Annotated in this window: 24 protein-coding genes and 2 pseudogenes; 13 read left to right on the top strand and 13 right to left on the bottom strand. The window is 66.6% G+C overall.

What is annotated here, in order from left to right:
* Positions 1-37: 37 nt before the first annotated feature.
* Positions 38-622, bottom strand: a complete 585-nt coding sequence (locus ABDC78_RS21420) for a TetR/AcrR family transcriptional regulator (RefSeq protein ID WP_178361856.1) — start codon at positions 620-622, stop codon at positions 38-40.
* A gap of 676 nt (positions 623-1,298) precedes the next feature.
* Between ABDC78_RS21420 and ABDC78_RS21425 the strand changes: the two are divergent.
* Positions 1,299-2,073, top strand: a pseudogene (locus ABDC78_RS21425) (IS256 family transposase); the annotation flags it as partial.
* A 75-nt stretch (positions 2,074-2,148) separates the two neighbouring features.
* Here the strand turns inward: ABDC78_RS21425 and ABDC78_RS21430 are convergent.
* From ABDC78_RS21430 to ABDC78_RS21440, 3 genes are read right to left on the bottom strand one after another with little or no spacing between them, the layout of a single operon-like run.
* Entirely contained in the window at positions 2,149-3,138 is a 990-nt protein-coding gene (locus tag ABDC78_RS21430) for a tyrosine-type recombinase/integrase (protein WP_178361857.1), read from the bottom strand.
* Positions 3,135-4,058: a tyrosine-type recombinase/integrase gene (locus ABDC78_RS21435; RefSeq protein WP_178361858.1), complete on the bottom strand. Its 924-nt coding sequence runs from the start codon at positions 4,056-4,058 to the stop codon at positions 3,135-3,137. Before ABDC78_RS21435 ends, ABDC78_RS21430 begins: the two co-directional genes overlap by 4 nt.
* Complete coding sequence (locus ABDC78_RS21440) at positions 4,055-5,266, bottom strand: site-specific integrase (protein ID WP_178361859.1); 1,212 nt, start codon at positions 5,264-5,266, stop codon at positions 4,055-4,057. The genes ABDC78_RS21435 and ABDC78_RS21440 overlap by 4 nt, the downstream gene beginning before the upstream one ends.
* 169 nt (positions 5,267-5,435) lie before the next feature.
* Between ABDC78_RS21440 and ABDC78_RS21445 the strand changes: the two are divergent.
* The 5 genes and pseudogenes from ABDC78_RS21445 to ABDC78_RS21465 all read left to right on the top strand — a co-directional run.
* A pseudogene (locus tag ABDC78_RS21445) lies at positions 5,436-5,902 on the top strand (transposase); the annotation flags it as partial.
* A 465-nt stretch (positions 5,903-6,367) separates the two neighbouring features.
* The gene (locus ABDC78_RS21450; protein WP_178361860.1) at positions 6,368-6,760 is read left to right on the top strand and encodes a hypothetical protein; all 393 of its coding nucleotides are present in this window, start codon (positions 6,368-6,370) and stop codon (positions 6,758-6,760) included.
* Positions 6,761-6,964: 204 nt separating this feature from the next.
* Positions 6,965-7,516, top strand: a complete 552-nt coding sequence (locus ABDC78_RS21455) for a chorismate mutase (RefSeq protein ID WP_256736438.1) — start codon at positions 6,965-6,967, stop codon at positions 7,514-7,516.
* Positions 7,517-7,537: 21 nt separating this feature from the next.
* Positions 7,538-8,149, top strand: coding sequence for a TetR/AcrR family transcriptional regulator (locus ABDC78_RS21460; RefSeq protein ID WP_178361862.1), 612 nt, complete (start codon positions 7,538-7,540; stop codon positions 8,147-8,149).
* Positions 8,150-8,151: 2 nt separating this feature from the next.
* Complete coding sequence (locus ABDC78_RS21465) at positions 8,152-9,510, top strand: cytochrome P450 (protein ID WP_178361863.1); 1,359 nt, start codon at positions 8,152-8,154, stop codon at positions 9,508-9,510.
* On the opposite strand, the gene ABDC78_RS21470 is transcribed toward ABDC78_RS21465, so the two are convergent.
* Positions 9,477-10,271, bottom strand: coding sequence for an MBL fold metallo-hydrolase (locus tag ABDC78_RS21470; RefSeq protein ID WP_178361864.1), 795 nt, complete (start codon positions 10,269-10,271; stop codon positions 9,477-9,479). The two genes, ABDC78_RS21465 and ABDC78_RS21470, sit on opposite strands and share 34 nt — an antisense overlap.
* A 268-nt stretch (positions 10,272-10,539) precedes the next feature.
* On the opposite strand from ABDC78_RS21470, the gene ABDC78_RS21475 reads away from it, so the two are divergent.
* Positions 10,540-11,145, top strand: coding sequence for a TetR/AcrR family transcriptional regulator (locus tag ABDC78_RS21475; protein ID WP_178361865.1), 606 nt, complete (start codon positions 10,540-10,542; stop codon positions 11,143-11,145).
* Positions 11,146-11,264: 119 nt separating this feature from the next.
* Positions 11,265-12,827, top strand: a complete 1,563-nt coding sequence (locus ABDC78_RS21480) for an NAD(P)/FAD-dependent oxidoreductase (protein WP_178361866.1) — start codon at positions 11,265-11,267, stop codon at positions 12,825-12,827.
* Between the two features lie 3 nt (positions 12,828-12,830).
* Here ABDC78_RS21480 and ABDC78_RS21485 read toward each other — a convergent pair whose 3' ends face one another.
* Together ABDC78_RS21485 and ABDC78_RS21490 are read right to left on the bottom strand one after the other, a co-directional pair.
* Entirely contained in the window at positions 12,831-12,980 is a 150-nt protein-coding gene (locus tag ABDC78_RS21485; RefSeq protein WP_178361867.1) for a hypothetical protein, read from the bottom strand.
* Positions 12,981-13,013: 33 nt separating this feature from the next.
* Complete coding sequence (locus ABDC78_RS21490) at positions 13,014-13,367, bottom strand: UBP-type zinc finger domain-containing protein (protein ID WP_347133187.1); 354 nt, start codon at positions 13,365-13,367, stop codon at positions 13,014-13,016.
* 76 nt (positions 13,368-13,443) lie between these two features.
* Between ABDC78_RS21490 and ABDC78_RS21495 the strand changes: the two genes are divergently transcribed.
* The 3 genes from ABDC78_RS21495 (at position 13,444) to ABDC78_RS21505 (ending at position 17,020) form a co-directional block, all read left to right on the top strand.
* A complete protein-coding gene (locus ABDC78_RS21495) occupies positions 13,444-13,884 on the top strand; it encodes an SRPBCC family protein (RefSeq protein ID WP_178361869.1) in 441 nt (146 codons plus the stop codon).
* Between the two features lie 73 nt (positions 13,885-13,957).
* On the top strand, positions 13,958-16,573 hold the full coding sequence (locus ABDC78_RS21500; RefSeq protein ID WP_178361870.1) for a LuxR family transcriptional regulator: 2,616 nt from the start codon (positions 13,958-13,960) through the stop codon (positions 16,571-16,573).
* 150 nt (positions 16,574-16,723) lie between these two features.
* Complete coding sequence (locus ABDC78_RS21505) at positions 16,724-17,020, top strand: hypothetical protein (protein ID WP_178361871.1); 297 nt, start codon at positions 16,724-16,726, stop codon at positions 17,018-17,020.
* Here ABDC78_RS21505 and ABDC78_RS21510 read toward each other — a convergent pair.
* Entirely contained in the window at positions 16,954-20,205 is a 3,252-nt protein-coding gene (locus ABDC78_RS21510) for an adenylate/guanylate cyclase domain-containing protein (RefSeq protein ID WP_178361872.1), read from the bottom strand. The two genes, ABDC78_RS21505 and ABDC78_RS21510, sit on opposite strands and share 67 nt — an antisense overlap.
* Positions 20,206-20,364: 159 nt before the next feature.
* Here ABDC78_RS21510 and ABDC78_RS21515 point away from each other — a divergent pair, with 159 nt between their 5' ends.
* Together ABDC78_RS21515 and ABDC78_RS21520 are read left to right on the top strand one after the other, a co-directional pair.
* Positions 20,365-21,447: a CaiB/BaiF CoA-transferase family protein gene (locus ABDC78_RS21515; RefSeq protein ID WP_178361873.1), complete on the top strand. Its 1,083-nt coding sequence runs from the start codon at positions 20,365-20,367 to the stop codon at positions 21,445-21,447.
* 59 nt (positions 21,448-21,506) lie between these two features.
* On the top strand, positions 21,507-21,947 hold the full coding sequence (locus tag ABDC78_RS21520) for an SRPBCC family protein (RefSeq protein ID WP_178361874.1): 441 nt from the start codon (positions 21,507-21,509) through the stop codon (positions 21,945-21,947).
* A gap of 4 nt (positions 21,948-21,951) precedes the next feature.
* Here the strand turns inward: ABDC78_RS21520 and ABDC78_RS21525 are convergent, their stop codons facing one another.
* Genes ABDC78_RS21525 through ureG form a run of 5 tightly spaced genes read right to left on the bottom strand, consistent with a single transcriptional unit; the run spans position 21,952 to position 25,783 of the window.
* Positions 21,952-23,127, bottom strand: coding sequence for a pyridoxal phosphate-dependent aminotransferase (locus tag ABDC78_RS21525; protein WP_178361875.1), 1,176 nt, complete (start codon positions 23,125-23,127; stop codon positions 21,952-21,954).
* Between the two features lie 26 nt (positions 23,128-23,153).
* Positions 23,154-23,852, bottom strand: a complete 699-nt coding sequence (locus ABDC78_RS21530) for an urease accessory UreF family protein (RefSeq protein ID WP_178361876.1) — start codon at positions 23,850-23,852, stop codon at positions 23,154-23,156.
* Positions 23,833-24,324, bottom strand: coding sequence for an urease accessory protein UreE (locus tag ABDC78_RS21535; RefSeq protein WP_178361877.1), 492 nt, complete (start codon positions 24,322-24,324; stop codon positions 23,833-23,835). The genes ABDC78_RS21530 and ABDC78_RS21535 overlap by 20 nt, the downstream gene beginning before the upstream one ends.
* Positions 24,321-25,169, bottom strand: a complete 849-nt coding sequence (locus tag ABDC78_RS21540) for an urease accessory protein UreD (protein WP_178361878.1) — start codon at positions 25,167-25,169, stop codon at positions 24,321-24,323. The genes ABDC78_RS21535 and ABDC78_RS21540 overlap by 4 nt, the downstream gene beginning before the upstream one ends.
* Complete coding sequence (ureG, locus tag ABDC78_RS21545; protein ID WP_178361879.1) at positions 25,166-25,783, bottom strand: urease accessory protein UreG; 618 nt, start codon at positions 25,781-25,783, stop codon at positions 25,166-25,168. Before ureG ends, ABDC78_RS21540 begins: the two co-directional genes overlap by 4 nt.

Below are 25,783 nucleotides of genomic sequence, written 5' to 3' on the forward strand. Positions count from 1 at the left end.
AACCGGGATGGCAGCCGGCGCTGGCGTTGGTGTGACGTCATCGACGAGGCTTGGCGTCCCGAGGGTCGCTGAACAGCGAAGCCACCAGCGCGGGGACTTCATCGGAACGACTACCCGGCAACAACAGCATCGACATGACACTGCGCAGAAACAGATCTCCGAGCTGACGTTTCGTCAAAGCTCCACTTGTCACGAGCGGCGACTCTTCGGCCGCTGGGCCCAGCGCCGCGGTCACCACGTCGACCAGTTGGGGAAATGTGTCCCGGATGAGCGTCAAGGTGAATTCCGGTGCCACATCGAGCATTCGGTTCAAGTCACCGCCGGAGGCTCGATAGGCGATAAGCGTGTCCAACACGACCTTGACCCGTACTGCCGGGTCGGGATCCGCCTCGATCGCAGCCTCGAACGCCGCGGCGATGCCCACCTCGAAATGCCGGCCGACAGCAGCCAGAACCTCTTCCTTGTTGTTGAAGTACCGGTAGAAGGTGCCACGGGCGACATGTGACGCCTTGCAGATGTCACTCACGGATAGCTTCTGGGTGCCCTGCCTGCTCAACGCTTTCATCGTGCCGACCAGGATCTTGCGTACGGCAGTATCGGCGTGCTGGCCGTCAACGGTCATTCGGCTTCACCCCGCGGCCCTCGGGAGACCCGTACCTTGGGCGCAACGTGGCTTCGTCGGCTCGCCCCCGCATCGAAACGGGGCTCCCATCGCTTCATATCCGACGATTATGGTCTCTCCATCCACCTAGGTGAGCATCTGCCGTCGAACAGTGTCACCCGCGTCGGTATCGCCCCTCCCTGAGCCGGGCCGGCTCCGCCGGTCGTCCGACAGGAGGGTGACGAAGCCTCAGCCGAGATCGCGGCAGCCGTCGGCCCTCAACACGCTCGACGTTCCACAGGTCGTCAAGCGTTTCTCGGCGTGCTCTTGCGTCCTGCAATCAGCATTCCCGCCGCTCAATCGTATTCTGCACCGAGTTCGGTTCTTGGCATCTCTACCGAAGAAGAGCAGGTCAGGCGGTCAAATGCCTAGCGGGCTTTCGTATGTCGCACTAATCGACTTCGCTGGCCAATGCCGGATCCGCCCCATCTGAGAGCAGGCGTGACAGGATCGTTGACGCACCGCAGCACGCGGACGGCCGTACACCGCGTTTATCGAAGGGTTGCGTCCAGCAGAGTGGTGTACGAGTCGGACCTGATCAGCGGTACCGGCGTGTCGTAGCCGAGTGATTGAGGGTCATCGCGTGATTCTTCGAGGGACCGACCAAAGTCACTCGAGCAAAGAAGGAACACACGCGATGACCGCTGCCCACAATATCGACCTGCCCACGGTGCTGGCCGAACGACTCACCACCACCCACCCCGACGTGCTGCGCGAGCTGCTGGCCACGTTCATCCACCCTGATGGGTGCCGAGGCCGACGCGCTGTGCGGCGCCGGATACGGCGAGCGCAGCACCGAGCGCACCAACTCCCGCAATGGCTACCCGCACCGTCAATTCGATACCCGCGCAGGATCATTGGATCTCGCCATCCCGAAGCTGCGGCAGGGGTCCTATTTCCCGGACTGGCTGCTGGAACGCCGCAAACGGGCCGAGCGGGCGCTGACCACGGTAGTGGCGACGTGCTACCTGCTCGGTGTCTCGACGAGGCGGATGGACAAGCTGGTGGAGACCCTGGGCGTCACGTCGCTGTCGAAGTCGCAGGTGTCGGTGATGGCCAAGGAACTCGATGCCGCCGTCGAGGCCTTCCGTACCCGGCCCCTGGATGCCGGCCCGTACACCTTCGTCGCCGCCGACGCGCTGGTGCTCAAGGTCCGCGAAGGCGGCCGGGTGGTCAACGTGCACGCCCTGATCGCCGTCGGGGTCAACAAGGAGGGCTACCACGAGATCCTCGGCATCGACGTCACCACGGTTGAGGACGGGGCGGGCTGGCTGACGTTCTGGCGGTCGCTGACCGCCCGCGGCCTCTCGGGAGTCAAGCTGGTCACCAGCGACGCCCACACCGGGCTGGTCGCCGCGATCGGCGCGACCCTGCCCGGGGCGGCGTGGCGGCGCTGCCGCACCCATTACGCCGACGTTCGGATTATGCCGATCTGGGTGGTGTCTGCGCTGGTGGTGGGACCGGGCGGGCTGTTGAAGTCGGCATAATCAGAGGCCTTCGAGGAACGCCAGTAGCGCGTCCGGCGGGTGGTAGCGACCGGGCCGGGTATGCGGTGGGGTGGTGCGGGCGAGGGCTTTCTCCTTGATGTCGAGGTGGGCGTGCAGGTAGATCGCGGTGGTGTCGACGCGTTCATGTCCGAGCCACAGTGCGATGACGGTGGTGTCGACGCCGGCTTCGAGCAGCCGCATGGCCGCGGTGTGCCGTAACACGTGGGCGGTGACGTGTTTGGCGTTCATCGACGGGCAGGCGAGGGCGGCGGTGTGTTGGTGATGGGCAAATCTGCGCTCGATGGCGTCGCGGCTCAGTGATTTCCCGGATCGTGTCGAGAAGATCGGATCTGTTGGCGTGATTGAGGATTCGGCCATCCAGTGGCGTAGGGCGTTGACGGTCGGTTTGGTCAGCGGTGTAATCCGGTCTTTGCGTCCTTTGCCGTGGCAGGCGACGTGGGCTCCGGCCCCGAGGTGAATATCGTTACCGCGCAGCATGATTAGCTCGGATATGCGTAAGCCGGTTTGAACCATCAGCAGGATGAGCGCCCGATCGCGTCGTCCGGTTCGGGTTGTCAGATCCGGTGCCGCGAGCAGGGCGTCGACCTCCTCGGTGGTCAGGTAGGTGACCAGAGCTCGTTCGAAGCGTTTGGACGGCATGGCCAGGACGCGGCTGATGGTGGCGGCGTGTTCAGGGTGGCGTGGCGCAGCGAAGTGGAACAGCGAGTGGATCGCCGAGAGCCGGGCGTTGCGGGTGCGCACGCTGTTGTGCCGATCGCGATCGAGGTGATCGAGGAACGCGGCGATCAGGTCGCTGTCGATGTCGTCGATGTCCAGTGAGCAGGGTTGCTTACCGGCTCGCGCGGCGGCGAAACCGAGCAGCAGCCTCCAGGCGTCGCGGTAGGCGCGGACAGTTTCGTCGCTGGCGTGGCGTTGTTGGCGGAGCCGGTCGGTGAAGAACGCCTGCAGGGTTGGAGCCAGCGCGGTCATGACCGATCCTCGTCTTTGTGGTCGAGCCGGTGCAGGGCTGCAGCGAGCAGTTCGGGCGCGGCCGACAGATACCAGTAGGTGCCTGCGGGGCTGCGGTGGCCGAGATAGGTTGCCAGCAGGGTCAGTCGGCGATCGATGTCCAGATCGCCGGTGTAGGCGTCGAGGAGGCTGGACACGGCAAAGCTGTGCCGCACATCGTGGATGCGTGGCCGACACGACGACGACCGGGGTCCGATGCCGGCCTGCCGCAACAGTTTCTGGAACGTCCACTGAATGTTGCAGTAGAGCAGCCTGGTGCCCGCCGGGGAGATCAGCAGGGCCGTCGTGTGGGCCGTTGATCGTCGGTCGGGGCGCTGCAGGTAGGTCAGAACGGCTGCTGTGGTACTGGGATGCAATGGCAGCTGGCGTGCGCCACCGCCTTTGGCGTGCCGAATCAGCAGCACCCCGCGCTCAGCGTCGAAATCGTCGACGTCGAGGGCGATCACCTCGCCGACCCGCATCCCGGTGACCGCTAACAGCCCGATCAGGGTTTGGTAGGTCGCCACCCGCAACGGAAATCGCAACGTGGCTGTAGTGGCGATCAGCGCGGCGATCTCGGCGTCGGTGTAGAGATACGGGTTGGCACGGTGGGATTTCCACGGCAACACATCGCTGGCCGGCACCTCATGCGCCTCGTCGAGGACATGCAGATATGCGGCGAACCCCCGCACGACGGTGAGGCGATGCGCCCACCACAGGGGGCTGGCGTCTTGTGGTAGCCGCGCCCACGCCAACGCCAGATCGGCGGTGATCACCGCCGCGTTGCGCTCTTCGAGGTAATCGAGGAACTGGTTAAGCAGCTTCTCGGGACGCTGCAGCGCGTAGCCGAGGGATCGGCGCAGGCTCAAATAGTCGACCAACGCCTGTCGTAGCGGATTCATGCCGCACCGCCGGGCCACGGGCGGGCCAGTTCACGCAGGCCCTCAATGTCGACCTTGGCATAGATGCTGGTGGTCAACAGGCGGCGGTGGCGCAGCACCTGACCGACTTCGGGGAGCGCTGCTCCCGCCTGCACCATCGCCGTGGCCGCGGTGTGCCGTAACTGCCGTGCTCTGATGCAGCCCAGCCCGGCTCGCGCGGCTGTCCGGTGGACGGTGTCGGTCACGCCGGACACCGACAAGGACCGGTGCGGGGCACGGAACCGCACGAACACGGTCCGGCAATCGACGGTCGCCGGACGGCCGTCGCGCAGGTAATCGGCCACCGCTTCGCCCACGTCCACCGGCAGCGGCAACCGCTCAATCCGATGCCCTTTGCCCGTGACGACGAGCTCACCAGCACGCCAATCGATATCGTCAAGCCGCAAGGAGCAGACCTCACCCGGCCGCAACCCCAGTCGCGCCAGCAGCACAAGCATCGCGTAATCCCGCCGACCCATCGGGCTGCTGCGGTCGCAGCAAGCCAACAGCCGTGCGACCGCGTCGGGGTCCAAGCCCCGCGGCACGCCGAGACCTGTCCCGCCGGCCACCGACGGAACCGCCGACGCCAACGACGAGCCGATCACGCCGTCCACGTGCAGAAAGCCCAGCAGCGACCGCACCGCGGTCACGATCAGCTTCGCCGTTCCCACCGCACGTCCAGGGCACGACACCCGCACGAACCCGATGACATCGGCCGCGGTCAGCGACGCCACATCCAGTTCACCACCCGCCATCCGGCTCACGAGCAGCGGCCTCGTCAGATGGGCATACAACGCGGCAGTGGCAGCCGACAATCCCCGCTCACCCACCAGATAGCCGCGGTAGCGGGCCAACAGCGTCTCCACCGCCCCTCCCGGCTGCGGGTCCGGCTCCACCGGCGTCACACCCACCCCGCGCAGGTATTCGAGTAACGGCGTTAACGCTTTGGGAGACAACCACAACCGATAACCCGCAGCGCGTCGTGCGGCGAGGAAATCCGCCAGCACCGACGCCGTCAGTCCATCGGCGGCAAGGCCGCTCTGCATCATCCACCGGCTCAAATGCGCCATCAACTGCAGCTGATTAGCGCTCGCATTCGGCCGATACCCCAGCCGAACCAACTCGGCAGCAAAACCACTGCTGAACGCGGCCAGCGGCCCCGCCACCCGGACCCGATCCGGACTTCCCATGACGCCTCCTTCTCGTAATGAACAGAGAAGAAAAGCGTCGCGCGTCCGAGCGCCCGATTATGCCGACTTCAACAGCCCGCCCGGTCCCATCACCAGCGCAGACACCACCCAGATCGGCATAATCCGAACGTCGGCGTAATGGAACTTATGCCGACGTCGGCATAAGTTCCACTACACGACCAACCTGATGGCCGTCACTCCGAAGTCCTCCTGGCCGTGGGTCCGCACCCTGCTGCACTCGGTGTTCGACCAGCCGATTCTGAATCCGTTGCCGCACAATATGACCGGATCATCGACGCCCTGGCCGACAAGCTCCCCAAGACCGCTGAGCACCTGGAAGCCGCCCGGTCGGATCTGCTGGCGTTCACCAGCTTCCCCAAGCAGATCTGGCGCCAGATCTGGTCCAACAACCCCCAGGAGCGGCTCAATAGGGAGATCCGGCGGCGCACCGACGTCGTGGGCATCTTCCCCGACCGTGCCGCGCTGATCCGCCTCGTCGGCGCCGTGCTGGCCGAGCAACACGATGAATGGGCCGAGTCGCGGCGTTACCTCGGCCTCGACGTCCCGAGCAAATCACGCGCCGACAACAACTCACCGACCGAACAGGAGGACACCCCGGCGGCACTGACCGCCTGAACCATCACCTCGAAGAATCACACGACGACGTCGTACACCACGTCAGTGGACTTGACCTTATCGAAGCTGAACTGAGGGCGGAGCGAGCGCCGCAGCGGCCTCAACACGCGGGCGGCGGGGGGCGCTGACTGGGGCGACAGGGTTCGTGACTCTGGTGCTAGCTGTGTCAGCGGCCTTACTCGGGAAGGACTTGACGCTGATCGGGGGTGTCAAGGGCTGGCTGATTGGGCCCCTCGCGGCATTGCTCGTCGCCGGGAAGGACTCATCCTCCTGCCGGTCGGCTTGTATGGTGGCTGTTCGGGCTGGCCTCCCGTAGCGGTACGAGGTGACCGCACCGGCAACGCTTCGCCACTTCCTGCGGGAGGACTGGGAATCAGTTCAAGACGGGCTTTCTCATCGGCGCGGCGGCTGCCCAGTTCCTGGCGATGTGCTCCTTCCGGCCGATACTCCTACTTTATCCAGGAGTTGGGCTACGCCGTCTGGACCCTCGCCTCCGACGGCCGCATCGCCAGGGTCGATCTCGCGGCCGCCAAGGCAGTGTATGAAGGCAAGCCCGACAGCAGCTTCTTCAGGGTGAGGCTTGACCGCGCCACGGAGTTGGAGACCGCATTTCTGCGGGCTATGGCTGAACTCGGCCCCGAGCCGCAGTTGGCGAGTGAGGTCGCCAAGTTGCTCAACCGAACTTCGGAACAATGTGGCCCGACGAGGTCCGGACTGATTGAAAAGGGGCTGCTGTATACCCCCAGTCACGGCTACGCTGCGTTCACAGTCCCCCATTTTGACAAGTTCATGCGTAGGTCGGTGTCGACGCTGAATGTGCCCGAAGTTCGACAGCGCAGAAAACGCCGCAAGAAGTGAGCGGCGCATGAACCGACGGTTATCCGACGTTATCGCCCGCGGTGCGCCGAGAATTAGAAGAAATCGACGGCAATCCCAGCGTGGAGAAGTCCCTGCATACAGTGGACGAATGAAATCGAATACGGCGTGTCGAGAACTGCCGACCGAGACGCGGAAGGTCGCCGGTTCGGTCCCGGCCCTGGCCACAGCATGATCAACTGGTTGATGCGCACTGTCGCCTCGTGTGCCGCTTTTGCTGCGGTCCTCTCCGTCGCCCCTGCCGCATCCGGCCAACCACCGAACCCGCTGTTTCCGTTGGTGGACGCCGCCGCGCAGCGACTGCAGGTCGCCGAACCGGTGGCCGCCTCCAAGTTCCTCGACGGCGGGCTGATCGAGGACCCCACGCGCGAGCAGCAGGTCCTCGACGCCGTCGCCGGCGAGGCGACCGACCGCGACATCGACCCGGCGTACGTGACGACCGTGTTCCGCGACCAGATCGACGCCACCACCGCCATCCAGTACACCCGGCTTGCTCAGTGGAAGTTCGACCCCGCGGTGGCTCCTGTCGACGCGCCCGATCTGTCGGCCTCGCGGTCCACCATCGACGGGCTCAACCGAACGATGGTCACCGAGATGGCCGACGAGTGGCAGGTGCTGCACTCGCCGATGTGTCGCGCCGACCTCGATGCAGCCAAGGTGGCGGTGATCCACGCACGTGGCCTGGACCCGCTGTATCGGCAGGCCGTCGACTTCGCCACCCGCAACTACTGCAGGTAGTCGTGGAATCATGTCCCAGACATGACTAGCACGGACCCGGACAGCAGCGTCGACGCCGACAGGGGCGACTTTCGTCGGCGGCTGCTCGCTGCCCTGGAGGCGTCGATCGCCGAGGACGGCTACGTCAAGACCACGGTCGCCACCATCGTCCGGCGGGCGAGAACCTCACGACGGACTTTCTACGAGCATTTCGACAGCAAGGAGGCGTGCTTCGTCGCGCTGCTCTCGGACGCGAACGCCGCGCAGATCCGACAGATCTCCGACGCCGTCGATCCCAGCGCGCCGTGGCAGAAGCAGGTGCGTCAGGCCATCGAGGCGTGGATCTCGTCCGGGGAGGCGCGCTCGGCGCTGATGGTCAGCTGGATCCGGGACGTGCCCGCTCTGGGGGCCGCAGCCCGGGGACTGCAGCGAGATGCCATGGAGAGCTTCATCGACATGGTCGGCGCACTCGGCGCCACCGATGAATTCCGCGCGGCCGGCATCGGTCCGGTCTCGCGGCGGCGAATCATCATGCTGCTCGGTGGTCTGCGCGAGTTGACGGCGATCACCGTGGAGGAGGGCGGCCGGATGAGCGACGTCACCGACGAGGCCGTCGACGCGTCGATCGCCCTGCTGAGCCCGCACGGGGGCTGACGATGGCTGAGGTCACCACCGATCCCGTCCGCTTGCCGCCGGGTCCACCTATCCCGAAAGTCGCCGCTGCGCTGGGCTTTTTCACCGCACGCCGCCGGGCTCTCGCCGCCATCTCCGCACGATACGGCGAGAGCTTCACGGTGGATCTGCCGATCTTCGGTCACACCATGGTGATCAGCGAACCGGCGCTGGTCCGGGAGCTCTTCGCAGCCAACAGCGAGCTGGTCAACCGCGCTTCCAACCTCGGTGCGGTGCTGGGCCCCGGCTCGTCGTTCAGTCTCGACGGTGACGAGCACCGCGCTCGGCGCAAGGTGCTGCTTCCCCCGTTCCACGGCAGACGGATGAGCGATTACGAAGCGATCGTCGCCGACGAAGTCAGCAGGGAGACCGCGAATTGGCCGGAGGGCCGCGAGTTCTCGACCCTGGAACCGATGATGCGGATCACCCTCAACGCGATCCTGCGTGCGGTGTTCGGGGCCCGTGACGCCGAGCTCGACGAGCTTCGTCGCTTGCTTCCCCCGATGGTCCCGCTGGCGTCACTGATGGTGGTGTTGCCCCCGGCGCTGCGCAAGGATCTCGGACCGTGGAGTCCGTGGGGCCGGGTGCTGAGATCGCGCACCCGCTACAACAAGATCATCGCCTCGCTCATCGCCCAGGCACGGTCCGATCCCGGGTTCGACGATCGCAGGGACGTGCTGGCGCTGCTGATGAGTGCGCGCCACGAGGACGGGTCGAGGATCGCCGACGAGCACATCGCCGACGAGCTGCTGACGCTGCTGGCGGCAGGCCACGAAACCACCGCCACCACGTTGGCCTGGGCGCTGGAGCGGCTGCGCAGACATCCGGAGCTCTTGTGTCGCCTGACTGCGGAAGTCGATACCGGTGGCACCGAACTCACGCAGGCCACCGTCTGGGAGGTTCAGCGGACCAGACCGGTCGTCGAGGCGATGTTCCGGGTGGCCAAGCAACGGATCCGCCTGGGGGACTGGGTAGTCCCCGAAGGTCACGGCATCATGCCCAGCATCGCGCTGATGCACAACTCGCCGCGTGATTTCGCCGAGCCGCAGCAGTTCGACCCGGACCGGTTCGTCGGCCGGAGTCCGGACTCGCTCACGTGGATCCCGTTCGGCGGAGGCGTCCGACGCTGCATCGGTGCCGCCTTTGCCAACATGGAGATGACGGTCACCCTTCGAGAACTGTTGCGCGACTTCGAGTTCTCGACCACCAACGCTCCCGCGGAGCGCCGCAGATCGCGTGGCATTGCGACTGCGCCGCACCTGGGCGGGCGGGTGGTGGTCTACCGGCGTGCGTCGGCGTCCCGACCTGATCACACCAGCGCGGTAGCCCTGGCCCGCTCGTAGAGCACCGCGTCGTGCGAGCACACGATCATCAGGTCCGGGTCCTGGCGACGGTGCAGCTCGGCGAGGCGTAAATGGTTGTTCCGCACCATCTTCCGATCGAAGGCGATGAGCTTCTCGAGCTTGGCTGTCGCCACCGGTGTCGGCGGAGAACCCTCGATGGTCCCGTGGTGGTAGAAGGCGTCGCCGGAATGCAGTATCCAACGATGGCCGGCATCGACAGCAACGCAGGCATGCCCCCGGGTGTGACCGGGCAGGGACACCAACACGAAGCCGGGAGCGATCTCCGAGAGTTCCTTGGCGGCCGCGAAACCACGCCATGCCTCCCCGGTGACGTCGTGCTCGACGATCCTGGGGCCGTGCGCCCACTGCACGGAGCGAAAGCGCACGCGGTCGCGGTATGAGCGGGACCGCATGGCGCCGACGGCTTCTGCGGCCGTGATGTGGATCTGTGCGTCGGGGAAGTCGACGATGCCTCCGATGTGGTCGGCGTCGAAGTGGGTGAGGACGATGTGGCGGACGTCGGAGCGCTCGTACCCGAGCTTCTCGATCTGGCTCAAGGCGGTTTCGGCAGGGTCGAACACCGGACGGATGAGGTGGCGCCGGATCTGCCCGAAGCGGGCCCGCTTGGCACAGTCCAACGAGCCGAAGCCGCTGTCGATCAGCACCAACCCGCTGTCGGTTTCGATGAGCAACACATGACACACCAGCGGCCCCACCCCGGGGGGCTGCATCGTCCCGCAGTTCAGATGACGAACTTTCACCCGTGCCCCCTGTGATCCGCGGCGCTACACCGCGATCTCTTGATGGTCATGTGCTCGATCTCAATTCGTGCCGGCGCCGTCTGAAAACTGCGCCGCCGTTGCGCCCCTCCCGGCGGATCGGTCGCGACGTCGAATGGATCGTCGGCAAACTCGTTGACCAGCAAGTCAAAGCGACGGGGGCCGACCTGTCAACAGGGCTGCGACGACCGTCGGCCACAGGTGAAGCTTTTGTCAATATTGACGTTGCGGGGTGGGGTAACTTACGCAGATGGTCCGACCGGCCCAGACGGCGCGCAGTGAGCGCACCAGGGAAGCCCTGCGACGGGCGGCAGTGGTCCGATTTCTCGCGCAGGGCGTCGAGGACACGTCGGCCGAACAGATCGCCACAGATGCCGGGGTATCGCTGCGGACGTTCTATCGACACTTCGCGTCCAAACACGATCTGCTGTTCGCCGACTACGACGCCGGACTGCACTGGTTCCGCGCGGCACTCGCCGCGCGCTCTGCCGATGAGTCGATCATCGAATCGGTGCAGTCGGCGATCATGGCCTCGCCGTACGACGACTGGGCCGTCGCCGAGATCGCCACGATGCGCTCACAGGAACTCGACCCGGGACGGATTCTGCGCCACCTCCGCCAGGTCGAGGCCGATTTCGCCGAGGCGGTCGAAGGACATCTGGGCGGTGCGGACCCTCCCGCGCCCGGCACCGACGAGCGGATGCGGGTCACCGTCACCGCACGGTGTATCGCGGCCGCGGTGTTCGGCGCGATGGAGGTGTGGATGCTCGGCGAGGACCGCTCGCTGCCGGAGTTGGACCGGTTGTGCCGGCATGCCCTGGAACTGCTGCGAACCGGGATCAACGACCGCCTCTGACCGCCGGAATTGCATTCCGGCAGGCTCGTTCTCGACCTCGGGCTGATGGAACGCAATTCCGGCACCCCAAAAGTTTCGTCAATATTGACAAAACCTGGGTGTCGTGTCAGCCTCAGCCGATGACGGACTTCGACGCCATCGTCGTGGGAGCGGGACACAACGGACTGACCGCTGCGGCACTGATGCGGCAGGCCGGGCTACGCACTCTGTGTCTGGATTCCAAGCTCTACCCGGGCGGGATGGCCTCCACTGTCGAACTCTTCGACGGCTTCAGATTCGAGATCGCCGGCTCGGTGCAGGTGCCCACCTCGGCAGTGGTCAGTGAGGCGCTGGGACTGGACGGCCTACCCACCGTCGATCTCGAGGTCATGTCGGTGCAGTTGCGGGGTGTCGGCGACGATCCCGTCATCTACTACACCGACCCGATGAAGCTGCTGACCCATCTCAACGAGGTGCACGGCGCGGAGGCCGTCAACGGCATGGCGGGTCTGATGGCCTGGTGCCAGGCACCGACGAGGGCGCTCGGTCGCTTCGATGCGGCCCAGCCGCCGAAGTCCCTCGACGAGATGTATGCCTGTGCCACCAATGAATTCGAGCGCCAGGCGATCAGCGACATGCTGTTCGGGTCGGTGACCGATGTGCTGGACCGGTATCTGCCGGACCGGGAGAAGCACGGCGCGCTCCGCGGCATGCTGGCCTTCCTGGCCGTCAACACCACCTACCGGGGGCCTGCGACTCCGGGCAGTGCCGCCGCGCTGGCCTTCGGGCTCGCAGTGCCCGATGAGAACGCGACGCTGATCAAGAAGTTCCGCGGCGGGATGGGCGCGGTGACCGAGCACCTGCTGCAGATGTTCGGCGCGGCCGGCGGGGAACTGAGGCTGCGCAGCAAGGTCGACGAGATCGTGGTCGCCGACGGTCGGGTCGCCGGAGTGCGTCTGGAGGACGGGACGACGCTGCGAGCACCTGTTGTCGTCTCCGGCGTCGCACCGGATCTGACCGTGAACGGGCTGATCGACCCCGCTGCGATGCCGCCCGACATCCGAGAACGCTTCTCGCGCATCGATCATCGCGGCAGCTACCTGCAGATGCACTTTGCCCTCGACGGGCCGCCGACTTTCGCTGAGCCCTACCAGGTGCTCAACGATCCGGACTACCAGTCGGCGATCGGCATCTTCTCCACACCTGAGGAACTGCAGCGGCAGTGGGAGGACTCGGGGCGCGGCATCGTTCCCGCCGACCCCGCCATCGCACTGCAGATACCGTCGGCCAACGACCCCGGCCTGGCACCGCCGGGCAAACATGCGGTCTCGGCGTTCTCCCTGTGGTTCCCGATCGAGTCGGGCGACTCGAGTTATGGGGACATGAAGGCCGAGATGGGGCGCCGGGTCATCGAGAAGATCACCAGACTGGCCCCCGATTTCGAGAGCCTGATCCTGCGCCATACGACGTTCACGCCCAAGCACATGGGAACGATGTTCGGGGCACCGGGCGGTGACTACTGCCATGGGCTGATCCATCCCGAGCAGATGGGTCGGAATCGTCCCGGGCCGAAAGGCTATGTCGATCAACCGGTTCCGATCGACGGCCTGTATCTGGCGAGTGCGGGATGCCACGGCGGCCCCGGCATCACCTTCATCCCCGGCTACAACGCTGCGCAGCAGGTGCTCGCCGACCGCGACTGACTGTCAGGTCGCCGGCCCGCTGGGAGTGGCGCCACCCTCGTCGGACCAGTCGGCCCCTTCCTCAGCCCCCTTGGACGGATCGCTGAGCACATCTTTGTCGGCTTCGTCCGAACCCGCGTCGGACTCTGTGGTGTTCGGCTTGTCTTTGTTCACCGGTGAGTACTACCCCGTCGGCGACCGGTTGACTCAGTGGCCGCGAGCCTGCAGTTGCTCCACCCAGTCGGCCGGGACCCGGCCGCGCGGACCCGGCGCCGTTTCGTCGGCGGGGCGGCTCTGCGGCGCAGCGAGTTCCGGGCCGTCGTAGTAGTCGTCGGTCTCGAAATTCCAGAACCAGTCCTCGCCCGGCTCGAACGACCTGATGACCGGGTGGCCGGATTGGCGCCAGTGCGCCGACGCGTGCCGGGACGGGGAGTCGTCGCAGCAGCCGATGTGGCCGCACGCGGCGCAGCGGCGCAGATGCACCCACCAGCCACCGGCCGCATCGCATTCGACGCAACCGGTACCGCTCGGGGCAACTGTCGGATCAACCGCGGCGCTCACGACGGCGAGCCTACCCACCCCGGGCAGTCCGCTCATCTCGATCCGAACGGCCCGCCGCGTGGTCTATCGTCGCGCCATGGCAACCAAGGACTCCCGCGAGGTCGTGATCGAGGCAACACCGCAGCAGATTCTCGACGTCATCGCCGACGTCGAGGCGACCCCGTCCTGGTCGCCCCAGTACCAGAAGGCCGAGATCCTCGAGAGTTTCGACAACGGCAGGCCCAAGAGGGTCAAGATGACGGTCAAGGCCGCAGGGCTGACCGACGAGCAGGTCATCGAATACACCTGGGCGGACGACAAGGTCACGTGGACATTGATCTCCGCCGGTCAGCTCAAGGCCCAAGACGCCGGTTACACACTCACGCCGGAGGGTGACAAGACGCGGGTGAAGTTCGACATCGCCATCGACCTGTCCGTGCCGATGCCGGGCTTCATCCTCAAGCGGACGATGAAGGGCGGGGTCGAGACCGCGACCGAAGGCCTGAAGAAGCAGGTCCACAAGGTTTTGCAGCAGTGATCAAGGCATCGCGGTAGGCGCGAAGTCGCCGTAAACCGCGCAAACCGCGGTCGAGACTCCTAGGCTTCCCTGGGTGCGGTTGTCGTGGCCGTTAATTGGCCGCTCAGAGGAAACGCGAACCATCGAAGCTGCCCTTGCGGCTCCGGACGTCTCCGGCGTGCTCGTCTGCGGAGCAGAGGGTGTGGGGAAGAGCCGCACCACCCGGGAAGCGCTGTCGGCCGCGGCGTCGGCGGGGTGGGAAACCCGATGGACGGTCGGCACATCCTCGGCGCGGGCGATTCCGCTCGGTGCGTTCACCAGTTGGGCGCCATCGGACGCCACCGACACCGTGCAGTTGCTGCGGGGCGTGATCGAGTCACTGACCGCCGCGCGTCCGGGTGCCAAGGTGGTTGTAGGGGTCGACGACATCCATCTTCTCGACGAACTGTCGATCTTCGTCGTGCATCAGATCGTGCAGCAGGGTTTGGCGAAGCTGGTCGTCACCGTCCGCGCGGATGAACCGATTCCCGCCGCAGTGCACGAGATGCGGAAGGTCGGCGATTTCGTCCGACTCGATCTCCGCCCGCTGTCCCAGGCCGACACCACCTCGCTGCTGTCCGCGGCGCTGTCGGGATCAGTGGATTCGGATGCGTCTCAGCGATTGTGGAAGCTCACCGGCGGCAATGTTCTGTATCTGCGCAACATCGTCGAACAGGAGATCGCCGACCGCCGGATCGTCGACGAACGCGGCTGTTGGCGTTGGGTGGGCGATCCGATGGTGCCGCCCGGACTGGTGGAACTGATCGAGTCGCGGATCGGCTCGCTGCCCCCTGTGGTCAGCGATGTGATCGACCTGCTTGCCGTCGGGGAACCGATTGACCTCGCGACGTTGACGAGGCTCACCGACGCCGACGCGATCGAGCAGGCCGAAACCCGTGGGCTCATCACACTCACCCCTGCCGGCGGCGGCATCGAGGCGCGCGTGGCCCATCCGCTCTACGGCGAGATACGCCGCAACCGCGCGGCACGTACCCGGCTGCGACGACTGCGGGGGCTGGTGGCGTCCGAGCTTGCGGCATCCAGTGACCGCGACGACATCCGGGTCGTGGTGCGCCGCGCCAGCCTGAGTCTGGAGTCCGACCTCGAACCCGATCCGGAGTTGCTCGTCCGCGCCGCGAACGGGGCTGTCTGGCTTGCGGATCTGGCGCTGGCAGAGCGACTGGCGGAAGCGGCGATTCGCGCCGGAGCGGGACAGGAACCGACCTTCGTCCGTGCGCATGCGCTGTCCTGGCTGGGGCGGGGCGCAGAGGCCGATGCGGTGCTTGCCGAGATCCCTGTCGAAGGGTTGTCCGACCACGACCGCGCCCGACTGGCATTCTGGCGGTGCAGCAACACGATGTGGGCCCTGGGTGACCCTCGGCGCGCGAAGGAACTCATCGACGAGGCAGCGCGCCACGCGCCTGCTGATGCTCGGACCTACATCGACGCTTTTCTGACGGTGTACTGGTTTGCGCTGGATCAACCCGAAGCAGCGGTTCAGGTGTCACGGGAACTCGCACTCGAGGATCTGCCGGTCGTCGGCGCCGAGATCGCGTGGGTGCTCGCGCAGATACTCGCGGATGCAGGGCGCACCGGTGAGGCTCTGGCCGTCGCGGAATCGGGATACGAGGTCGCCAGTCGATCCCTCGACGCGCCGCACATGAGGTTCAACATCGCCGATGCCGAAGTCACTGCGCTGCTGTTGGCCGGCAACATCGCCGATGCGCTCGATGTGGCAGAGCGCACCCGGCGGCAGTCGGCCGACCTCCCCGGGGCCGCACAAGCACTCGGCGTTGCCGTGGCGGGTCGAGCGGCGCTCGGGGCCGGCGACCTACGCACCGCATCCACGCTGCTCGACCGGGCGGCCGAGAGCCTGTCGGCGTCCTATCCCATCGGGTGGGGATACCGCTACAGCATTCCGCGGACGACCGCACTCGCGATGCGTGGCCTGACAGACGAGGCGGCGGCCGGGCTGGCCGATATCGCGAAGGTGCAACGTACCTTTCGTTCGCTGGACGACGAGTTGAGCCTGGCTAAGGCCTGGGTGTCGGCGGGCCAGGGCGCAGTGAGCGAGGCGATCAAGTTCGCTGGGGAGGCAGCGGAAAGCGCCAGGAGTGTAGGACGATTCGCCGCTGAGGTGCTCTGCCTGCAGACCGCCACCCAGTTCGGCGATCGAACGTGTGGACCTCGACTCCGCGAGCTCACGTCGATGGTGGAAGGTCCGCGGGTGGAACTCGCCGTGCGGTTCGCTGTCGCTCTGCGTGACGGTGATGGCGCCGAATTATCCTCCTTATCAGAGGATTTCGAGGCCGCAGGTGACCGGGTGGCGGCTGTGGATGCCCTCGCCCACGCGGCCCTCGCGTATCGCCGTCAAGGCAAACGGGGATCGGCGTTGAGTGCCGCGACACGAGCCGACGCTCTTGCGGACGCATGCGGTGGCCTCAGTACGTGGGTACTCCGGCAGGCCCGCGAACCGCTGCCGCTGACCGAGCGCGAGGTGGAGATCGCACTGCTGATCGGTGAAGGACTGTTGAACCGCGGTATTGCCGAGCGGTTGACCCTGTCGGTGCGTACCGTCGAAAGCCATATCTTCCGCGCCATGTCGAAAACGGGCACCACGAGTCGTGAGGAACTGGCAGCTCTGCTGCAACGGCGCAAGCGGTCCGACTAGTACGGCGAGACGATCGACCGCTGCGCCGGGGGGCGACTCAGTGGTACGGAGCCGGGGATCCAAGACTGCAGTAGCGCACTACTGAGCTCCCCGCAGGCTTGCCGACCGACGATTGACGAGTCACAAACGCCAGGGCAGAGAGGACACGTCGTGTCCGAGTTGATTGCGGCAGCCGCAGAACCGAAGAAGAGCGCCACGCGCACTGAGCAGGCGACGGCGGCGCCGAGCCGTCCGGCAGTGGTCATCACCGAGCAGGAAGTCCTTTTCAGCACAGCCGCCGCAGTGTCGATGCCTCGTACCAAGGCCACCCGTGGGCTGATCGCCGCCATCCAGGCGATGTTCCGGAGGGCGCCCGCGGCTGAAGTGCGAGAGCCCCGTCACTATCCGCCACGGCGCACCGAGTTCTTGGAGCAGGCGGCGATGTCCCGGGAGATGCGCAGGTTGTGATTCCAGTCGTGATTCTCGATCATCGTCTCGGCCCAGTCGATATGTCCTTCGAAACCGAGCGACGTCGCGGTTGCGAGATAACGATCCCGCAGACGCGCATACGCACCGACATCGCCGCGCGCCCGCGCCAGCAGAGTCTGCAGTCGCAGCACCCAGATGTCCCGCACGACCAGGCCCTCACCGACATCCGCCTCTGTCAACCGCGCGATGGCGGACTCCGCTTCGGCGACTTCACGTTCGGTGCCCTGCGCGAGCAGGGTCTCCACCAGCACACCCGTGGCTACGACCGCCCATACGGGAAGCCGTTTCTCGCGGTACAGATGATCGACGGCGTCGCTCATCAAAGGGATCGCCGCATCGCGTTCTCCGCTGCGAGCCTGCTCTCGCGCGACGTAGACCTCGACGATGGGTAGGTCGGCCAGGTTGTGTTCCCCCTTGACAAAGATCTCGCCGACTTCGGCCAGAAGACACCGTCCGTGGTCGCGCTCCGCGATCGTGTCGCGGTGCACCAGAGCGATTCCCAGTGTCATCCGGGCGTTGGCCAGTACCAGGTCATCGCTGGATCTCTCGGCAATTCGCAGTGCATTCTCGATCTCGCGCACCGCAGAATCATCGGGGCGCAGCACACCGTACGGGATCCCCAGAAAGTAGATGTAGGGCAGGGCTGCAGCGAGCGACAGGGGGTCGGCCGCGAGGGCCATCGCGAGGCCGTGGCGTTGGTCGTCTCGCCATCCGGGACGACCCATGAACCACCGGGCCATGCCCCGCGACGTCATTGCGACGGACAGAGGCGACCCGAAAAGGACGTTGCCTTTGGAGGGGTCATCGTCGGCAAGGTCGATGACGGTCTGCGACCACCCCAACACGTCAGACCACTCGGCGCTCTCGATCTTGGCGTAGATCATCGGAACGGACAGTCCCACCGTCAGGTCCGGATCGCCGACCGCCTCGACCAGCGCCATGGCGTCCGAGGCCACCCGCGACGCGTCCCGGATACGCGCGTGATAGGTGTGATCCATGATCAATCCGGCCGTGGCGATCGCCAATGACGCGTTATCCCCTGCGGCGGTGCACAGTTCGCGTAACTCCTCGAAGTGTGCGCCGGCCACATTCTTGTGGACTCGAAATGCGGTCCCACACAGCATCGTGCGAGGTGCGATCTGCATCGCCAGCCGGTCGGGGTCGCTGTCGGGCAGTGTGTCGGCGATGCGGTACGCCCGTTCCCAGCTGAATCGCGCGGCGCGGAGGTCGCGTTCGGTTGACCACGCGCCGGCACGCATGCGCCAGCCGTACGCCTCGCGCAGCTCGCCGGCCGACTCCAGATGTTCGGCGATCAGCGCCGCGTTCTCCTCCACCGACCCCGCATCGGACTCCTGGATCGCGGCGGCCAGACGCCGGTGCAACTCGGCGCGGTCGGATCTCAACTGTGATTCGTAGGCCGCCGCGCGGATCAACGGGTGGTGGAAGGCGTACTCGGGACTCGGGGTGAACCGCACCTGATCGATCAACTCGGTACTGAGCAACTCGTCGAGAACCGGATCGATCTGAAGGGCGGTGAGCAGCTCGGCCCCGAAGCGGGCTCCGATCACCGAGGCGGCATTCAATGTCCGCCGTGCCGGGGCGGCCAGCCGGTCGATGCGCGCCGCGATGGCCGCCTGCACCGTCGCCGGCACAGTCAGTTCGGAAAGATCCGCCCGGCAGACATACCCGCCGCGTTCACCCGTGAGCGCCCCGCGCTGTTCGAGCTCACGGACCATCTCCTCCACGAAGAACGGGTTACCGGCGGCCCTCTCGGTGATGATCGCCGCGAGCTCGCCGATCGAGGGATCCGATCCCAGCAGCTCGCCCAGTAGCGCCCCGGTATCCGAATCTGCCAGTGGCGCAAGCGCAATCGTCTGCGCGCCGGACACCCGGGTGAGCGCTCCCTCGTACTCGGGGCGGGCGGTGATCAGCACCATCGACGGGGTACGCAGAATGACGGACAGGAAGTCGGCCAGCATCGACTCGCTGACCGGGTCGATCCAGTGCGCGTCCTCGACGATGAACAGTGCGGGTTCGGTGCGCGCCATCGATGCGGTGTTGATCAGTGTGGTCAGCCTGCGCCGCCGGGCGTCCGGGTCGATGGCGGGCAGCGGCACATCGGCATCGGCGACGCCCAACAGATCGTCGAGCAGCAGCAGGTCCTCGTGGTCGGCTTCAGGGAATTCGCCTCGGAGGCGAACCCTGGCGGCACCATGGTCGAGGTCGGCGATACCGGTGCTCGAGCGCAGCAGTCGCGCCACCACCTGAAAGGGGATGTCGCTGGCATGGGACTCGCAGAATGCCCAGTGCACCTCGACACCGCGACTCGCCGCGAGCATTGCGGTCTCCCGGGCCGCGCGGCTCTTGCCGATACCCGGCGGTCCCACGACATTCACCACACCGCCGCGGCCACTGATCGTGTGATCGACAAGGGCGTCGAGCGCGGCCATCTCCCAACGCCGTCCCACCAGGCTTGCCTCGGTGTGCCCGACCAGGCCCTCCCGCGGGCTGATGCCCACCAGCGTGTGTGCTCGCACCGGTTCTTCGGACCCTTTGATGTGCACCCACTCGGGTTCGCCGAGCACGGCGATGTCCTCGACCAGGCGCGCGGTGGACTGCGAGAGCATCACCCCACCGGGCGGGGCCACTGACTCCATCCGCTGCGCCAACCCGACCGTCTCGCCGATCGCGGCATACCCCAGCAGTCCCGAGCCCAACTCACCGGCGATCACGCGGCCCGAGTTGAGCCCCACCCGCAGTTGCAGCGCCACCCCGTCACGACGCTGCACGTCCTCGGCCAACCGGCGCGCCTCAACCTGGATGGCCAGCGCACTGAGACAACCGCGAAAAGCATGATCTTCCAGAGCAATCGGTGCGCCGAACAACGCCATCACCCCGTCTCCGGTGGACTCCACGGTCCCGCCGTAGTGCTGCACGACGGCCGCCGACCGTTCCACCAGCGTGGTCATGATCTCGCGTAGTCGCTCCAGTTCCACAGCGGCCGCGATGTCCATCGACCGCACCACGTCGGCGAACAGCACCGTCACCTGCTTGTAGGTCGCCGCATCGACGTAAAGAGCAGTCGGAGCGCCGCATTCGTCGCAGTAGTTGGCGTTGCCACGAAGCGCTGTGCCACATGATCGGCACACCACGCCTGCCGTCATCCGAGCACCGCCGATTCCGGGTTCGATTGCCCCTGCCGGCAAGAATATGCCCCCGATCGACGACGAACGCCGGAATCGATCTCGGCGGGGTCGATCCACGTGATGGGTCTGGGGCTTCCCGCCCGCTGAGCAAACGTGGTTCTGAGTTACGTTGCAACGGTGATCAACACGGGCCCCCTGATCGGCGTCAGAGTCATCGAACTCGGCGGAATCGGCCCGGGACCGCATGCCGGCATGGTGCTGGCCGATCTGGGTGCCGACGTGGTCCGGGTACGCCGCCCCGGCGGCGGTCTCGAGATGCCCCGAGAGGACGTCGATCTCATGCACCGCGGCAAACGGGTCGTCGACCTCGATCTGAAGTCGGATCGACAGGTGCTACTCGATCTGGTGGCGAAAGCCGACGTGCTGATCGACGGATTCCGGCCCGGAACCTGCGAGCGACTCGGGATCGGGCCGCAGGACTGCGAGGCAGTCAATTCGCGGCTCATCTTCGCCCGGATCACCGGATGGGGCCAGCACGGTCCCCTGGCAACCTCTGCCGGTCACGACATCAACTACCTGTCGCAGACCGGAGCGCTGTCGGCCATCGGATACCGCGACAGGCCGCCGGTGGTGCCGTTGAATCTGGTGGCAGACTTCGGCGGTGGATCGATGCTGCTGCTGGTGGGCATCATGGCCGCACTGTTCGAGCGCGAGCAGTCCGGACAGGGACAGGTGATCGACGCCGCGATGGTCGACGGGGTCAGCATGCTGGCCCAGATGGCGTGGACGATGAAGGCGGTCGGGAGCCTGAAGGACGAGAGGGAATCGTTCCTCCTCGACGGTGGCGCGCCGTTCTACCGCACCTACCAGACCGCTGACGGGCGGTACATGGCCGTCGGAGCGATCGAGCCCCAGTTCTACGCGCAGCTACTCGCCGGTCTCGGACTCTCGGCCGACGAGCTGCCGGCCCAGAGGGATCGGTCGGCGTTTCCGGCCCTGCACGCGCTGTTCGCGGAACGGTTCGCGGAGAAGACCCGCGACGAGTGGACGCAGATCTTCGCCGGCACCGACGCCTGCGTCACGCCGGTCCTCACCTGGAGCGAAGCAGCCCACAGTGAACACCTTCGTGCCCGCGGAACCATCGTCACGCGGGACGGTGTCGATCAGGCGGCACCGGCGCCCCGCTTCTCGAGGACCCCGCCGGATCCGGTGGCGGCCCCGCCGCGGAGCGCCACCCCGGTTGACCTGATCGGGTGGTGAGGAAGGTTAGCTGCTGAAACCTCCACACGAGGCCGCTCGCATGGCTAAGATTTGCCGGTATGGCGGTCCGAGCGTCGAGTGAAGTCGTGATCGAGGCTGGGCCCGAGGCGATCCTGGAGGCACTGGCCGACATCGAGGCGGTGGCGTCGTGGTCGATCCTGCACAAGGACGCCGAGGTGCTCGACCGTTATCCCGACGGCCGTCCCCACCATGTCAGGGCGACGGTCAAGATCATGGGGATCACCGACCGGGAGATCCTGGAGTACCACTGGGGCGATGACTGGGTGGTGTGGGACGCGGCGCAGACAATGCAGCAGCGCGGTCAACACGGCGAGTACAACCTGACGCCGGTGGGTGAGGACAAGACGCGTGTCCGGTTCGACCTGATTCTGGACCTGGCTGCGCCCTATCCGTCGTTCCTGGTCAAGCGCGCCAAGAAGATGGTTCTCGACGTCGCACTGGAGAACCTGCGCGAGCGTGTGATGGCCGCCGCGCAGTAGCGCGTCAGTGTCGCCGCGACAGCGTCTGCAGTCGCCGGATCGCCTCGTCGAGGGTGTCGTCGCGTTTGCAGAAGGCGAAGCGCACCAGGTGATTCCATTGACCCGCATGCTCGGCCGCGGGATCGCAGAACGCCGACATCGGGATGGCGGCCACCCCGATCGTCTCCGGTAGCTCCGCGCAGAACGTGGTGCTGTCGTCGTAACCGAGTGGCCGGGGATCGGCGCACAGGAAGTACGTTCCGACGCTGTCGTGCACGTCGAACCCGATGTCGAGCAGGGCCGCTCCCAACCGGTCACGCCGCGACTGCAGCGAATCACGCAGCGCACCCACCCACGCGTCCTGCGTCGCGAGGGCCTGAGCCACCGCGGGCTGGAACGGGGCGCCACCGACATAACTGAGGTATTGCTTGGCGGCCCGCACCCCGGCGATGAGTTCGGCCGGTCCGCACGCCCAACCGATCTTCCAACCGGTGACGTTGAACATCTTGGCCGCGCTGGAGATGGTGATGGTGCGCTCGGCCATCCCCGGATAGTCGGCCAGCGGCAGATGGCGTCTGCCGTCGAAGACCAGGTGCTCGTAGACCTCGTCGGCGATGACCAGCAGATCGGCGGAGACGGCGAGTTCGGACAACGCCCGAAGCTCGTCGTCGGAGGCCACCATGCCGGTCGGATTGTGCGGAGAGTTGACGATGATCGCCTTGGTCTTGGCGGTCACGGCGCTGCGCAGCCCGTCGATGTCGATGGCGAAGCCGTTCCCCGCGGGCCGCATCGGGACCGCCCGCCGGACACAGCCGGCCATCGCGATCACCGGGGAGTATGAGTCGTAGAACGGTTCGATCAGCAGCACCTCGGAACCGGGTTCGACGAGCCCCAGCACGGACGCGGCGATGGCCTCGGTGGCGCCGACGGTCACCAGGACCTCGGTGTCCGGGTCGTACTCGGTGCCGTAACGGCGACGACGTTGGTCGGCGATCGCCTGCCGGAGGGCCGGGATGCCCAGGCCTGGCGGATACTGGTTGACCCCGTCGGCGATCGCCTGCCGGGCCGCCTCGAGCATCGCCGGCGGGCCGTCCTCGTCGGGAAATCCCTGCCCGAGGTTGACGGCACCGATCCGGGCCGCCAGCGCCGACATCTCGGCGAAGATCGTCACCGCGTAGGGCTGCAACCTGTGAACCGTCATCAGGCTCGAAGCCTAGCCGCGGCCTGTCAGGTCGCGAACAACCTGGCGGTGCGGGTCTCGTGACGCATCCCGCTGACCTCGAGGGTGGGTGCGGTGCTCCACAGGTCATCGAGGCCGCGGCGGCACGCGTCATGGGCGAGTTCGACGACCTGGTCGACACAGCGGGCCTGGATCCGCTGGCTGTGCAGCGGACCGAGGCGACCAAGCCGGATGGCGGCGCTGAGCATCGAGGCCATCATCGAGCGCATCGACCCCAGAACCGCGACGTGCAGGGTGACCCCGAGACGTGCCTGCAACGCGCCCTCCACCACGGCGTTGTGGCCCGGCGTCTGTCCGGTGAGCACCGCGTCCAGATAGCCGCAGTCCCCGATCAACCCGATCTCGGTCGCGGCGGTGGCCAACTGCCTGCCCGCCGACTCCGATGCGGTCCGGGCGTTGTCGAACAGCTTGTAGGTCGCGGTGAGCTCGTCGAGTTCGCGCAGCACCACCGGGGAGGGGGCGGAGCGCCAGGCCGCGGCGGTGATGCTCGCGTCCAACGGTGCGAAGCCGTTCGCCAAATACTCCGTGACGACGGCCCCGATCTCGTCGGGTCCGGCGTCGGGGCGTTCGGCGAGCCATTCTTCGAGCCCCTGGCTGTGGACCATCCGTCCCGTCGGAAACGCGCTGTCGTGCAATTGCATCCACAGCGCCAGTGCGACGGCCGGATCAGTGGTGATGGCCGGCATGGGTCTCCGCCGACGTTCGGGACCAACCGTCTGTGGCCATCACGGCGGGTCCGACATCGCCGATCACGCCGAGTTCGGTCAGCATCTGTCGGGCCGCCTGCGCGCTGGTGAACAGCGGCGCGGCGAGCGCATCGGCCCCGACGTCGATGGGCGCGTGCTGGTTGCCCAGCAGATACCCCAACAGCAGCATCCGACGGGCGCCCTCGGGACCGCCGTTGTCGTCGAACCGCACCGTGATGGCCGGCTCGGTGGGACGCCGGACGACGACCACGTCGGTGCCGTCGTCGCAGATGACGGCACCGTCGCGCAGAAAGGTGCCGCGGGGCAGCGTGATTCGCACCTCGAGACCGGAGTCGGTGGTGACGACCTGCCGGTGCTTCGTGGCGTCGCCCCACCCGATGTCGACGACGTGTCGACGACGGCCGGCGAATCGAGATTCGGCGATATGGCCGATGATGCTGTGCACTTTCACTTATCACTCGATTCTGCAGCACTCTGGTTGACCGGCAGGAGCACGGCGCGGGCTGCGTCGAACAGTGATCGGCGGGCTCGCTGCAGCGCCGGCGCATGCCGGGCGCCCAGTCTGACGAAGACGCCCGTGTCTGCGGGCAGGCGCCCGGCGCCGCCGTGCCAATCGTCGCGTCCGGTCAGGATCCGTCGGACCTCGTCGAGAAGACCGTCGACTGTCCGACCCGGTGCCACTGCGACGAACGTCGCCAGGTAGTCGCCCTCGATCAGGCACCCGCCGGTGTCTGCGGTGCGCGGTCGGATGACCTGGCGGTCGCGCCCGACGGGTCGACCGTCGACGCGGACGACGAAGGCGCTGTCGTAGCACTCATAGCCGAACCGTTCTCCGTGGGCGATCCGGCCCGCCGCAACGGCTTCCCAGCCGAGGTAGACCCCGCCGCGGGCGACGTCGACATCGAGTCGTTGACAGAAGGTGGAATCCGCATGGGGGATCACCGTTCCCGGGTAGTACTCGAGCACGGCGCCGGCACGCACCGAGAAGCTGAGCCGGTGCCGGGCGCCGGGCCCGGAGCCGGCGAACACCTGAGTGGCGGCCTGCGTGGTCAAGTGCAGGTGGGTCCCAGGGGCGCACTGCACGGTGGTGCGCAAGTCGTCGTCGGAGAAGGCGCCGCCGCTGGGGCTCTGCACACACAGGGTGGCGGCGCCGGGATGGTCGGGGTCGCAGCGCAGTGGCATGGTCACCCGCTGCGGATAACACTGTCGCAGCGACGTGGCACGGGTGCGGCCTGACGCATCGGCGACGACATTGATGCCGAGCTCACCCGCCGCGATCGACGGGGGCGCAGTCACCGCTGACTCACCAGCATCGCGCCGTCCAGTAGCTGCTCTGTCAGCTCGGCCAGCCCGTGCCCGGCCCGCAGGTCGGTGAACACCGTCGGTTTGACGGGGCGGGCCAGAGCGCAGTCGCGGCGCATCGTGTCCAAATCGGCGCCTACCAGCGGTGCGAGGTCGATCTTGTTGACCACCAACAGATCCGCCTGCAGCAGGCCGATTCCCTTCTTGCGGGGGATGTCGTCGCCGGCGGCGGTGTCGATCACGAAGATCCAGTAGTCCACCAGGTCGGAGGTGAACGTGGCAGCCAAGTTGTCGCCGCCGGACTCGATGAGGATCACGTCGAGGTCGGCGAACTGCCGGCCCAGCCGGTGTGCCGCGGCCAGATTCGCCGACGGGTCCTCGCGGATGGCGGTGTGCGGGCACGCACCGGTCTCCACCGCCAGCACCCGTTCGGGATCGATGACCCCGCTGCGACGCACGCGTTGGGCATCCTCGTCGGTAACCAGGTCGTTGGTGATCACGGCGACGCTCAGTCCGGCGCGGGTCAACTCCGGCACCAGCTGCTCGACCAGCCGGGTCTTGCCTGAGCCCACCGGCCCGCCGATGCCGATGCGTATCACTTCACCCAC

Origin of the sequence: Mycobacterium sp. DL (assembly GCF_039729195.1) — a bacterium.
Taxonomy (GTDB): Bacteria; Actinomycetota; Actinomycetes; order Mycobacteriales; family Mycobacteriaceae; genus Mycobacterium; species Mycobacterium hippocampi_A.

What these genes read in the sequence shown, in the direction of transcription:
- ABDC78_RS21530 (WP_178361876.1), bottom strand. Translation starts at nt 23,852, where the DNA reads ATGCCGGCCATCACCACTGATCCGGCCGTCGCACTGGCGCTGTGGATG.
- ABDC78_RS21455 (WP_256736438.1), top strand. Translation starts at nt 6,965, where the DNA reads ATGCGCACTGTCGCCTCGTGTGCCGCTTTTGCTGCGGTCCTCTCCGTC.
- ABDC78_RS21525 (WP_178361875.1), bottom strand. Translation starts at nt 23,127, where the DNA reads ATGACGGTTCACAGGTTGCAGCCCTACGCGGTGACGATCTTCGCCGAG.
- ABDC78_RS21420 (WP_178361856.1), bottom strand. Translation starts at nt 622, where the DNA reads ATGACCGTTGACGGCCAGCACGCCGATACTGCCGTACGCAAGATCCTG.
- ABDC78_RS21435 (WP_178361858.1), bottom strand. Translation starts at nt 4,058, where the DNA reads ATGAATCCGCTACGACAGGCGTTGGTCGACTATTTGAGCCTGCGCCGA.
- ABDC78_RS21465 (WP_178361863.1), top strand. Translation starts at nt 8,152, where the DNA reads ATGGCTGAGGTCACCACCGATCCCGTCCGCTTGCCGCCGGGTCCACCT.
- ABDC78_RS21480 (WP_178361866.1), top strand. Translation starts at nt 11,265, where the DNA reads ATGACGGACTTCGACGCCATCGTCGTGGGAGCGGGACACAACGGACTG.
- ABDC78_RS21440 (WP_178361859.1), bottom strand. Translation starts at nt 5,266, where the DNA reads ATGGGAAGTCCGGATCGGGTCCGGGTGGCGGGGCCGCTGGCCGCGTTC.
- ABDC78_RS21430 (WP_178361857.1), bottom strand. Translation starts at nt 3,138, where the DNA reads ATGACCGCGCTGGCTCCAACCCTGCAGGCGTTCTTCACCGACCGGCTC.
- ABDC78_RS21495 (WP_178361869.1), top strand. Translation starts at nt 13,444, where the DNA reads ATGGCAACCAAGGACTCCCGCGAGGTCGTGATCGAGGCAACACCGCAG.
- ABDC78_RS21520 (WP_178361874.1), top strand. Translation starts at nt 21,507, where the DNA reads ATGGCGGTCCGAGCGTCGAGTGAAGTCGTGATCGAGGCTGGGCCCGAG.
- ABDC78_RS21460 (WP_178361862.1), top strand. Translation starts at nt 7,538, where the DNA reads ATGACTAGCACGGACCCGGACAGCAGCGTCGACGCCGACAGGGGCGAC.
- ABDC78_RS21510 (WP_178361872.1), bottom strand. Translation starts at nt 20,205, where the DNA reads ATGACGGCAGGCGTGGTGTGCCGATCATGTGGCACAGCGCTTCGTGGC.
- ABDC78_RS21475 (WP_178361865.1), top strand. Translation starts at nt 10,540, where the DNA reads ATGGTCCGACCGGCCCAGACGGCGCGCAGTGAGCGCACCAGGGAAGCC.